The organism is Cellulomonas chitinilytica (assembly GCF_016862675.1).
In the GTDB taxonomy this organism is placed as follows: domain Bacteria; phylum Actinomycetota; class Actinomycetes; order Actinomycetales; family Cellulomonadaceae; genus Cellulomonas; species Cellulomonas chitinilytica.
The window spans coordinates 67,810-79,119 of the sequence record NZ_BONK01000016.1; the positions used below are offsets into that span (position 1 = coordinate 67,810).

At 74.2% G+C, this 11,310-nt stretch carries 11 protein-coding genes; all 11 read right to left on the minus strand.

What is annotated here, in order from left to right; genetic code table 11:
- Window positions 1-112 precede the first annotated feature (112 nt).
- The 11 genes from Cch01nite_RS19445 to ftsW all read right to left on the minus strand — a co-directional run bounded on the left by Cch01nite_RS19445 (window position 113) and on the right by ftsW (window position 11,189).
- A complete protein-coding gene (locus tag Cch01nite_RS19445; RefSeq protein ID WP_203758148.1) occupies window positions 113-1,051 on the minus strand; it encodes an RluA family pseudouridine synthase in 939 nt (312 codons plus the stop codon).
- The gene (gene lspA, locus Cch01nite_RS19450; protein ID WP_203758149.1) at window positions 1,044-1,727 is read right to left on the minus strand and encodes a signal peptidase II; all 684 of its coding nucleotides are present in this window, start codon (window positions 1,725-1,727) and stop codon (window positions 1,044-1,046) included. Before lspA ends, Cch01nite_RS19445 begins: the two co-directional genes overlap by 8 nt.
- A gap of 20 nt (window positions 1,728-1,747) precedes the next feature.
- A complete protein-coding gene (locus Cch01nite_RS19455; protein WP_203758150.1) occupies window positions 1,748-2,209 on the minus strand; it encodes a TraR/DksA family transcriptional regulator in 462 nt (153 codons plus the stop codon).
- Between the two features lie 138 nt (window positions 2,210-2,347).
- Complete coding sequence (locus Cch01nite_RS19460) at window positions 2,348-3,016, minus strand: DivIVA domain-containing protein (protein ID WP_203758151.1); 669 nt, start codon at window positions 3,014-3,016, stop codon at window positions 2,348-2,350.
- Window positions 3,017-3,156: 140 nt separating this feature from the next.
- Window positions 3,157-3,441, minus strand: a complete 285-nt coding sequence (locus Cch01nite_RS19465; protein ID WP_203758152.1) for a YggT family protein — start codon at window positions 3,439-3,441, stop codon at window positions 3,157-3,159.
- Window positions 3,442-3,444: 3 nt separating this feature from the next.
- Window positions 3,445-3,936 carry a cell division protein SepF gene (locus Cch01nite_RS19470; RefSeq protein WP_203758153.1) on the minus strand — a complete coding sequence of 164 codons (492 nt, stop codon included), beginning with the start codon at window positions 3,934-3,936 and terminating at the stop codon, window positions 3,445-3,447.
- Window positions 3,937-4,110: 174 nt separating this feature from the next.
- Window positions 4,111-4,854 carry a peptidoglycan editing factor PgeF gene (gene pgeF / locus Cch01nite_RS19475; protein ID WP_239071102.1) on the minus strand — a complete coding sequence of 248 codons (744 nt, stop codon included), beginning with the start codon at window positions 4,852-4,854 and terminating at the stop codon, window positions 4,111-4,113.
- A complete protein-coding gene (ftsZ, locus tag Cch01nite_RS19480; protein ID WP_203758154.1) occupies window positions 4,854-6,107 on the minus strand; it encodes a cell division protein FtsZ in 1,254 nt (417 codons plus the stop codon). Before ftsZ ends, pgeF begins: the two co-directional genes overlap by 1 nt.
- A gap of 219 nt (window positions 6,108-6,326) precedes the next feature.
- Window positions 6,327-7,079 (minus strand): cell division protein FtsQ/DivIB, encoded by a 753-nt coding sequence (locus tag Cch01nite_RS19485; RefSeq protein ID WP_239071104.1) that lies wholly within the window; start codon window positions 7,077-7,079, stop codon window positions 6,327-6,329.
- 317 nt (window positions 7,080-7,396) lie between these two features.
- Entirely contained in the window at window positions 7,397-10,015 is a 2,619-nt protein-coding gene (murC, locus tag Cch01nite_RS23015) for a UDP-N-acetylmuramate--L-alanine ligase (protein WP_203758156.1), read from the minus strand.
- Window positions 10,008-11,189, minus strand: coding sequence for a putative lipid II flippase FtsW (ftsW, locus tag Cch01nite_RS19495; protein ID WP_239071117.1), 1,182 nt, complete (start codon window positions 11,187-11,189; stop codon window positions 10,008-10,010). The genes murC and ftsW overlap by 8 nt, the downstream gene beginning before the upstream one ends.
- Between the last annotated feature and the right edge of the window lie 121 nt (window positions 11,190-11,310).

The following is an 11,310-nucleotide window of genomic DNA, read 5'->3' on the forward strand; positions in this document are numbered from 1 at the left end:
TCCTAGGTCGGCCCACCGACAGCCCCGGACCGTCGGACGACGTGTCGGCGGTGTCGTCCGCGACATCCGGCGCGTCGCGCGCGGCGCGTCACCGGGGGCCGGTCGAACAGGCTCAGCGGTACCCGGCGGAGAGCGTCTCGAGCGCGGCGGCCAGGTCCTGCGGATAGTCGCTGGTCAGCTCCAGCCACTCGCCCGTCCCCGGGTGCTCGAACCCCAGCCGGACGGCGTGCAGCCACTGCCGGGTGAGCCCGACCTTGGCCGCCAGCGTCGGGTCCGCGCCGTAGGTGAGATCCCCCACGCACGGGTGCCGCAGCGCCGAGAAGTGCACCCGGATCTGGTGCGTCCGACCCGTCTCCAGGTGCACCTCGACGAGCGACGCCGCCGGCAGCATCTCGAGCACCTCGTAGTGCGTGATCGACGGCTTGCCGTCCGCGACCACCGCGAACTTCCAGTCCGCCGACGGGTGCCGGCCGATCGGGGCGTCGATCGTGCCCGTCGTCGGCTCCGGGTGCCCCTGGACGAGCGCGTGGTAGACCTTGTCGACCGTGCGCTCCTTGAACGCGCGCTTGAGCACCGTGTACGCGTGCTCGCTCTTCGCGACGACCATGAGCCCCGACGTCCCCACGTCGAGCCGGTGCACGACGCCCTGACGCTCCGCCGCGCCCGAGGTCGAGATCCGGTACCCCGCGGCGGCCAGCGCCCCGACGACCGTCGGCCCGCTCCAGCCGGGCGACGGGTGCGCCGCGACGCCGACCGGCTTGTTCACGACGACCACGTCGTCGTCGTCGTGCACGATCACCATGCCCGGCACCGGCTCGGGGACCACCTCGAGGCCCGCGGGAGCGGCCGGGTCGGGCAGCTCGACCTCGAGCCACCCCCCGGCGACCAGCCGGTCCGACTTCCCCACCTCGCGGCCGTCGACCCGCACGCCGCCCGCGGCCGCGATCTCGGCCGCACGCGTGCGCGACAGCCCCAGCAGCCGGGACAGCCCCGCGTCGACCCGCTCGCCCGCGAGCCCGTCCGGCACGGGCAGGGACCGGACGTCAGGCACCCTGCGACCCCGCCGCCTTGTCGTCGGCGAGCTCGTCCGCCGGGGCGTCGCCCGCAGGCTCGTCGACCTGTGTCCCGCTCGCGAGCTCGTCGCCCGGTGCGTCGTCGTGCGGCCCGTCGGGGTCGCCGCTCGTGTCGTCGTCACGCTCGCGCGTGCCGTCGATCCGGATGCCGAGCATCGCCAGCAGCACGACGAGCACGGCCGCGACGACGATCGCGATGTCCGCGACGTTCCCGACGAACCAGTTCCCGTAGGCGATGAAGTCCACGACGTGACCACGTGCGACACCCGGCGCGCGGAACAGCCGGTCGACGAGGTTGCCGAGCGCCCCGCCGAGCAGCAGCCCGAGCGCGACGGCCCACAGCATCGACCCGATCCGTCGGGCGGCGCGCACGATGACGACCACGACGCCGACCGCGACGAGCGTGAGCAGCCACGTCATCCCCGTCGCGATCGACAGGGCCGCACCGGGGTTCCGCACGAGCTCGAAGCCCAGCAGGCTGCCGAGCAGGTCGCGCCGCCCCTCACCCTCGAGCGCGGCGAGCGCCCACACCTTGCTGAGCTGGTCGACCGCCAGCACGACGACCGTGATCACGACGAGCGTCGTGAGCAGGTGGCGCCTGCGGGCGGGGGTGGTCTGGGTCTCGACCGGCTCGTCGTCCGTGGTGGTGGGCACCGGTGGAGTCTACGTGCGGGTCAGCGCCGCTCTTCGCGCTGCTTGCACTCGACGCACAGCGTCGCCCGCGGGAACGCCTGCAGGCGCGCCTTGCCGACCGCACGGCCGCACGACTCGCACGTCGCGAACGTGCCCGCGGCGATCCGGCCGAGCGCGCGCTGCGTCTGCGCGAGCAGGTCGCGCGTGTTGTTGACGAGCGTGAGCTCCTGCTCGCGCTCCAGGGCCGACGAGCCCGAGTCCGCCTGGTCGTCGCCCGCGCCGTCCCCGGAGTTGCGCAGCAGGTCGGAGAGCTCCGCGTCGGCTGCGGCGAGCTCGCCGGTCAGCCGGTCGATATCGCCCGTCAGCTCGTCCGCGATGTCCTTGACCTCGCGGGCGGTCCACGGCTTCTCGCCGTCCCGCACCGGGAACTGCCGCACGAGCTTGGAGAGCTCCTTGGCGTCGACCGTCGCGGCGACGGCACTCAGTGAGTCGTTGATGGCCACGACCGGGCCCCCCTAGTCCTTGAAGTCACGTGACTCTAAACGGGCAATCTGCATCGCACAACACACCACGCCGGGTGAAACCCGGCGTGGTGTGAGGTGGCGTGACCTGCCCGGACGCTCCCGGAGGCGGGCGAAAACTCAGAGGTTCTGCCCGTCGCCCACCGGCTGCGCCTGACCGGAGCGCGGCGGGAGGGCGTTGCCCCGGTTGTCCAGGTCGCCCAGGAGGTTCTCCAGGTAGCTCTTGAGGCGCGTGCGGTAGTCGCGCTCGAACACCCGCAGCTCGTCGATCTTGCGCTCCAGGAGCGAACGCTCCTGCTCCAGCTGTCCGAGCGTGCGCTGCGACGTCTCCTCGGCCTCCCGGACGATGCGGTTGGCCTGGCTCTTCGCCTCGCCGATCAGGCGGTCGGACTCCTCCTGGCCGCTGCGCACGTAGTCGTCGTGCAGCTTCTGCGCGAGCGCCAGCATGCCGGTCGCGGACTCGGGCTCGTTCGCGCGGGACGGCGCGGGCGCCACGGGGGCGACGACCGGGGGCGCCACCGGCGCGACGGCCGCGGGGACCGGCTCGGGCGTCGGCTCCGGCTTGGGGGCCGGCGCGGCCTGCTGCGCACCCGCACGGCTCAGCTCGGCGATCCGGCGCTCGGCCGCCGCGAGCTTCGTCTTGAGGTCCTCGTTCTCGTTCTGGAGCTCACGGAGGGTGTTGACGACCTCGTCCAGGAAGTCGTCGACCTCGTCCTGGTCATAGCCCTCGCGGAACTTGGTGGCCTGGAACTTCTTGTTCAGGACCTCGTCTGCGGTCAGCAGTGCCATCGTCGTCACCTCTGTCGGTCGAGCTCTCGGTCAGGCCGGCGGCAGCTTTCCTGCGACCGTCTCGGATCACCGTAGCGGACAATCTCTGGGCAGTCCGCCCCGCTCGACACGAGGTCAGACGTCGCGAGGGGACGGATCGGTCAGAGGCTCCCAAGCACGGACAGCAGGACCGAGCACAGCAGGATCAGCACGAAGAAAGCCAGATCCAGGCGCACGGAACCGATGCCGACCGGGGGCAGGAAACGCCGCAGCGCACGCAGCGGCGGGTCGGTCACCGAGTAGGTGACCTCGGCGATGATCAGTGCCACACCCCGCGGCCGCCACTCGCGCGCAAAGAACTGCACCCAGTCCAGCACGAGCCGGACCAGGAGCAGCAAGAAGAACGCGAGGACGACGAAGTACAGCAGCGACCAGACGAGCTGCACGCGTCAGCTCTGGTTGTAGAAGCCCGCACGCGCGGCGGGCTCGGGGGCGGGCGCACCGTCGCCGGCGACCTCGACGTGCGCGGGCGAGAGCAGGAACACCTTGCTCGTGACCCGCTCGATGGCACCGTGCAGCCCGAAGATGAGACCGGCGCTGAAGTCGACCAGGCGCTTGGCGTCGGCGTCGTCCATGTCCGTGAGGTTCATGATCACCGGGGTGCCCTCGCGGAACGCCTCACCGATCTTGCGCGCGTCGTTGTACGACCGCGGGTGGATCGTCGTGATCCGGCGCAGCTCACCGGTGTGCGCGGGCACGGGCACCGCCACCGGGGCCGCGACGGCCGACCGGGCGGGGCGGTGCAGCGGCGTGACCTGTGCCTCGTACTCGTGCTCCACCGTGGCGTCTCCCCCGTCGAACTCCTCGAGGTACTCCTCGTGCTCCGACCGGTCGTCGGCCAGGCCGAGGTACAGCATCGTCTTGCGCAGCGCTCCGGCCATCGGTTCGCTCCCTCCCCGGATCAGCTCCGGTTTCCCCGGAACCCGTGACCCGGTCCGGCGGACACCGGGTCGAGCGGGGACGGGCTCCCTCTGCCGAGCACGCTAGCAACGGGCACGCGGGACCACACCGCGACACGCCCGACACGCGCGCGTGTCACCTGCACGGACGGCGCGTCAGCGCACCGGGGGCCGCACCACCCCGGCGAACCGGCCCGTGACGGCCGCCCGCCGGAAGGAGAACAGGCGGTCGTCCGTGAACGTGTCGCGCGTCGAGACGGACACCGATGCGACCCCTTCCTGCTCCAGCACCGCCCGCACCCCGGCCGGCAGGTCCAGCGACGGCGTCCCCCACGAGGTCGTCGACCACGTGGCCGGCACCACTCGCGCGACCTCGGCACGCAGCTCCGCGGGCACCTCGTACGACGCGCCGGCGATCGCAGGCCCGACGGCCGCCCGGACGCGCTCGGTCGACGCACCCTGGCCGACCATCGCGCCGAGCGCAGCCTGGAGCACGCCGGCGACGAGACCGCGACGACCCGCGTGCACCGCCGCCACGACACCCGCGACGGGATCGGCGAGGAGCACCGGCACGCAGTCGGCGACCACCACGGCCACCGCCAGGTCGGGCGACGCCGAGACGAGCGCGTCGGCCTCGGGCGGGTCCGCGGGCCGCGACCCGACCACGGCGACCGTCCCGCCGTGCACCTGCCGCCCGTAGGCGACGGGGGCACCGGCCCACCGCTCGACCAGCGACCAGTTCTCGCGCACCGCCCCGGGGTCGTCCCCGACCGCGGCACCCAGGTCGAGCGACGCGTAGGGAGGTCGGCTGAAGCCGCCGGCGCGCGTCGTGAACCCGGCGCGGACGCCGGGCCCGAGGTCGACGAGCTCGACCGGGAGCTCGTCGTCCTCGTGCACCACTACTTGAGGAAGTCCGGCACGTCGAGCTCGTCGCGCTCGCGCCGCGGGACCTCGTCGGTGAAGATCCGCGGCACCTCGAGCGCGCCGGTGATCGGCGTGGGCTCGGCCTCGGTCGAGAGGAACGCCGGCACGTCGGGCTGCACGGGACCGCGGGCGGCCGCGAGCGACGCGACGGGCACGACGTCGTCGTCGGGGTCGAGGACCGGACGCGGGGTCGGCAGCCGCGGCGCCTGGGCCGGAGGCACCTGACGGGACGTCGCGCCGCTGATCTGGCCGAGCGCGCGGGCGTCGCGGCGGACGACCGGCGAGCCGCCGTCGAACCCGGCCGCGATGACCGTCACGCGGACCTCGTCGCCCAGGGCGTCGTCGATGACGGCACCGAAGATGATGTTCGCCTCCGGGTGCGCGGCCTCCTGGACGAGCCGGGCGGCCTCGTTGATCTCGAAGAGGCCGAGGTCGGACCCGCCCTGGATCGACAGCAGGACGCCGTGGGCGCCGTCGATGCTGGCCTCGAGGAGCGGCGACGAGATCGCCATCTCGGCAGCCTGCACCGCACGGTCCTCGCCGCGCGCGAACCCGATGCCCATGAGCGCCGAGCCGGCGCCCTGCATGACGGACTTCACGTCGGCGAAGTCGAGGTTGATGAGGCCCGGGGTGGTGATGAGGTCGGTGATGCCCTGGACGCCGGACAGCAGCACCTGGTCCGCCGAGTGGAACGCGTCTAGCACCGAGACCGAGCGGTCGGAGATCGACAGCAGGCGGTCGTTGGGGATGACGATGAGCGTGTCGACCTCGGCGCGCAGCGCCTCGATGCCGGTGTCCGCCTGGACCGAGCGGCGGCGGCCCTCGAACGTGAACGGCCGGGTGACGACGCCGATCGTCAGCGCGCCGAGCGAGCGGGCGATCCGCGCCACGACGGGGGCACCACCCGTGCCGGTGCCGCCACCCTCGCCCGCGGTGACGAAGACCATGTCGGCACCGCGCAGGACGTCCTCGATCTCCTCCTTGTGGTCCTCCGCTGCCTTCTTGCCGACCTCCGGGTCGGCGCCGGCGCCGAGGCCACGGGTCAGCTCGCGGCCGACGTCGAGCTTGACGTCGGCGTCGGACATGAGCAGGGCCTGGGCGTCGGTGTTGACGGCGATGAACTCGACACCCTTGAGGCCGACCTCGATCATGCGGTTCACGGCGTTCACGCCGCCGCCGCCGATGCCGACGACCTTGATGACCGCCAGATAGTTCTGGGGAGCTGCCACGGTGGGTGCCTCTCGTTCTGTGCCGGTCGTGTCCGGTCGCGGGTCCGGTCACGGGGTCCGGCCGCGACACGCCACGGCCGGGGTTCAACCTTCACCCTCAGGTTGAGGGTTATAGTTATGTCAGGTGTGCTGTCAGTGCGTGACGCTAGGTGGGCTCGCGCACCGGATCAACGACCACGCCGCGCGTGTCTCCAACCGGCCGTGAAATCGCCCGCCGGATCAGCGCGTGATCGGCAGCCGCGGCGCCGACACGTCGAACACCGTGGCCCCCTGGGTCGCGGGCGACGCCCGCAGCGTGCTCAGCACCGCGATCTTCAACGGCGTCTCGACGGCGCTCCCCCAGTCGACCTCCACCCCGTCCCGGAGCATCATCGTCACCCGGTCCTGCGTGTGCGCCGACACCGCCGCGACCTGCGCGAGCAGGTCCGCCGGCAGCTGCTGGAGCACCGTCAGGACGGCGCGCAGCGCGCGCTTGTCCCCCACCGGCACGTCCACGACCGGCAGCCCCTCGGGCGCCGCATCGACGCGACCCACCTGCACACCGTCCATGTCCAGGAGCGCGAAGCCCGGGCCCGTGCCGTCCTTCGCGGGCTCCGGCACCGCCGCGACCGGCTCACGTGCCACCAGCACCACCGTCAGCCCGTGGGGCCAGGCCCGCGTCACGCGTGCCTCCCGCACGCCGGGGACCTCCAGGACGCGGTCACGCAGCCCGACGGTGTCGAGCCGCGGCAACGGCGTGCCCGCGTGCACGTCGACGACCGCGAGCACCTGGTCCACCGCCACGACGGTGCCCGCACCGCGCACCTCGACCTCGGCGGGCTCCAGCACCAGCACCGGCGACAGCAGCAGCAGCCACCCCAGGGCGGCCACGACCGCCGCCCCGCACGCCGTCAGCAGGACCTTGCGGCGTGCGACCGTCCGGCGCGCCCGGGCCCGCTCGGCGAACCGGGCCACGGAGGTCGTCGACACCACGGGTGGGCGCACCACCGGCCCGCCCCGCCCACCGGTGTAGGTCGTCACCGCCCGCCCGAAGGGCGTCGGTGCCGAGTCCGTCGACACCGGGGAGGGCGAAGCCGGCTTCGGACGCGGCGTGGCGCGCCCGGCGTCCCCGCGGTCGCCCGCGCTCCGTCCCGGGTCCGGCGAGGCGACGCGGCGCACCGGCGACACCGGTGCCGACCGACGTGCGGACGCGTCGGAGTCCGGGCGTGGCGCCCCGGCGTCGACGGCGGGACGCGGTCCGGCCGGTCGCTCCGACGGCGTCACGCGCGGACGCGGAGGCCGGGACGGGCTCATGACGTGCCCTGCTCCGCCGCCCGGCCGAGCTCCTCGAGGACCACGGGCGCCAGAGCCGTGACGTCGCCCGCACCGACCGTGAGCAGCAGGTCGCCCGGCCGCGCGGCCGCCGCGACCGCACGCGCGGCCGCGACCCGGTCGGGGACGAACGTCGCCTTCCCCGGCGTCGCCACGCGCTCGACGAGCAGCGCGCCGGTGACGGTCGGGTCCGGGTCCTCGCGCGCCGCGTAGACGTCGGTCACGACCACCAGGTCCGCGAGGTCCAGCGCCCGGCCGAACTCCTCGGCGAACGTGCGTGTGCGGGAGAACAGGTGCGGCTGGAACAGGACGAGCACCCGGCCGTCGCCGACCACCGACCGGGCGGCCCGCAGCAGTGCCGCCACCTCCGTCGGGTGGTGCGCGTAGTCGTCGACCACCCGGACGCCCGCGACCGTGCCGCGGTCCTCGAACCGGCGCCCCGTGCCGCGGAACGCGCCGAGCCCCTCCGCCGCGACGTCCCCGGGCACCCCGAGGCGGCGAGCCGCGACCCACGCCGCGGCCGCGTTCAGCGCGTTGTGCTCGCCTGGTACGGCGAGCGTGACCTCGACCCCGGCGTCGGGGGCCTCGAGCCGCACCCGCCATCCCGTCCCGGACGGGCGCAGCGCACCGACCCGGACGTCGGCACCCGCCGACGTCCCGTAGGTCACCACGTCGACGCCGCGCGCGGCGAGGTCGTCACGCACCCGGTCGACGAGCCGGGCGGCACCGGCGTCGTCCGCGCACGCCACGAGCGTCCCGCCGGACCGCACACGCCCTGCGAACGCGACGAACGCGTCCTCGAACGCCTCCGTCGAGCCGTAGTGGTCCAGGTGGTCGGGCTCGACGTTCGTCACCACCGCGACGAGCGGTGCGTACGCGAGGAACGAGCCGTCGGACTCGTCCGCCTCCGCCACGAAGGCCCGGCCCGCACCGTCACGGCTCCCGCCCAGCGGCCCGTCGTCGGACAGGACTGTGCCACCGATCGCGAACGACGGGTCCGCACCGGCGTGCAGCAGCGCCGTGGCGACCATGGCCGACGTGGTCGTCTTGCCGTGGGCACCCGCCACGGCGACCGCGTCCCGGTCGGCCATGAGCGCCGCGAGCGCCTCCGAGCGGTGCAGGACGCGCAGGCCGAGCGCACGCGCGCGGGCAAGCTCCGGGTTCGTGCCACGCACCGCCGACGACACCACGACGGTGTCGACGCCCTCCACGAGGGCGGCGTCGTGGCCCACGTGCACCGCGACACCCGCAGCGCGCAGGCCGGGCAGCGCGGGGCCGTCGGCGGCGTCGGAGCCGCTCACGGCGAGGCCACGGGCCGCGAGCAGCGCGGCGATCGCGGACATCCCGGCACCGCCGACACCCACGAGGTGGACCCGCCCCAGGGCGTCGAGCCCGACAGGGTCCACGACCGGACGTCCGGACGACGTGCCCGCGGGTGCCTTCCCGGGAGCGGCCGGGACCACAGGCAGCTCACGCTCGACGAGCGCCGCGACCCGGGCAGCCCCGTCGCGCACGCCCGCACCGGCCGCCGCCGCGGCCATCCGCGCCCGGGTCTCCGCCGCGGCCTCGCCGACGAGCAGCACCGGGACGTGCGCCCGGATCCAGCCCGCGTCGAGCTCGTCGTCCTCGACGAGGAGACCGCCGCCGGCGGCCACGACGGGCGCCGCGTTGAGCCGCTGCTCACCGTTGCCGATCGGCAGCGGGACGTAGACCGCGGGGAGGCCGAGCGCAGCGAGCTCGCTCACGGTGCCCGCCCCGGCGCGCCCGACGACCACGTCGGCGACCGCCAGGGCCAGGTGCATCTCGGCGAGGTACTCGAGCACGTGGTACCGGTCGGCGCCGGCGACGCCGTCGAGCGACTGCCGCACCGCGTCCGCCTTGCCGAGACCCGTCAGGTGCAGCACCTGGGCGCCCTCGGCGAGCAGGTCCGGCGCGGCGCCCGCGACCGCCGAGTTGATGCTGACCGCACCGAGCGAGCCGCCGAACACCAGGAGGGTCGGGAGCGTCGGGTCGAGCCCGAGCTGCGACGCCGCGGACCGCCGGGTGCCCTCGGCGTCCGCCTCCCGCGCGGCGAGCAGCTCGGCGATGGACGCCCGCAGGGGCAGCCCGGTCACCTGCGCCCCGCGCAGACGGGTCGCCGGGAACGTCACCGCGACCGCCTTCGCCCACCGTGCACCGACCCTGTTCGCCAGGCCGGCGCGGGTGTTCCCCTCGTGCACCACGATCGGGACCCCACGACGACGCGCCGCCAGGTACGCGGGCGTCGAGACGTAGCCGCCGAACCCGACGACCACGTCCGCCCCCGACTCGGCGATCGCGCGGTCGGCGGCCCGGACCGCGGCGCGCAGCCGGCCGGGCAGGCGCAGCAGGTCGAGGCTGGGTCGGCGCGGGAGCGGCACCCGCGGCACCACCGCGAGCGGCAGCCCACGTTCGGGGACGAGCCGCGCCTCGAGGCCCTCGGACGTGCCCAGGACGGTGAGCCGGACGTCGGGGCGCCGGCGGCGCAGCTCGTCGGCCACGGCGAGCAGCGGGTTGACGTGCCCCGCCGTGCCGCCGCCCGCCAGGAGCACCGAGCCGGACGTCGGCGCGTCAGCCACGGGCCCTCCCGACGACCGCGAGGGACCGGCGCACGACCCCGCCGCGCGCGGCGAGGGCCTCGGCCGCACCGGGCTCGTCGCGCGCGAACGCGATCACCACCCCGAGCGCCGCCATGGTCATGATCAGTGCGGACCCGCCCGCCGACACCAGCGGCAGCGGGAGCCCGATCACCGGCGCGAGGCCGATCACGACCGCGATGTTCACCAGCGCCTGGCCGATGATCCAGCACAGGATCGCGCCCGTCGTGATCTGCACGAACGGGTCGGGGTGGCGCCGGATCACCCGGATCATGGCGAACGCCAGCAGTCCGAAGAGGCCGACGACGAGCAACGTGCCGATCAGTCCCAGCTCCTCACCGATGATCGCGAAGATGAAGTCGTTGTGGGCCGCAGGCAGGTACGACCACTTCTCCCGGCTCTCCCCCAGCCCCAGACCGCCCCAGCCGCCGCTCGCGAGACCCCAGCCGCCGTGCAGCGTCTGGTAGCAGGCGCTCTGGGCGTCGCACTCGTTGGACAGCCAGCTCGTGATGCGCCCGGTGCGGTTCTTGCTCGTCACGGTCAGCAGGGTCGCCACCCCGGCACCCGCGAGGGCCGCGAGCCCGAACATGCGCAGCGGCACACCCGCGACGAACAGGGCGCCGGCGACGAGCATGAGCAGGACGAGCGCGGTGCCCAGGTCGTGCCCGGCGAGCACGACGAGGACCGCCAGGCCCGCGACGGGCACGGCCGGGATGAGCGCGTGCTTCCACTGCTGCAGCAGGTGCAGCTTGCGGGCCAGCACGGCGCCGAGCCAGACGGCGAGCGTCAGCTTGATCGTCTCGGACGGCTGCGCCGAGATGCCGCCGACGCGGATCCAGTTCTGGTTGCCGCCGACACCGGCACCGAGACCGGGCACGAAGACGAGGAGCTGGAACACGAGCGCGACGCCGAGCGCGGGCCACGCGAACAGCTGCAGGACGCGGACCTTCATCCGGGACAGGACGAACAGCGCCGGCAGCCCGACGAGCGCGAACTTGGCCTGGTCGAAGAAGACGGAGTACGCCGAGTCGCCCTGGTCGAGGGACTCGACGCTCGAGCTCGACAGGACCATCACGAGCCCGATGACGAGCAGCAGCGTGGTCGCGCCGACGAGCACGTAGTAGCTCGTCACCGCGCTGTTCCACTGGCCGATCAGCGACCCGGAGCGCTCGGTGCTCGAACCGCTGCGCTCGGCGCTCGAACCGCCGCGCTCAGTGCTCGAACCGCTGCGCTCGGCGCTCGGCCGAGCCGACGCGCGCGGACCCGTGCGGACGTCA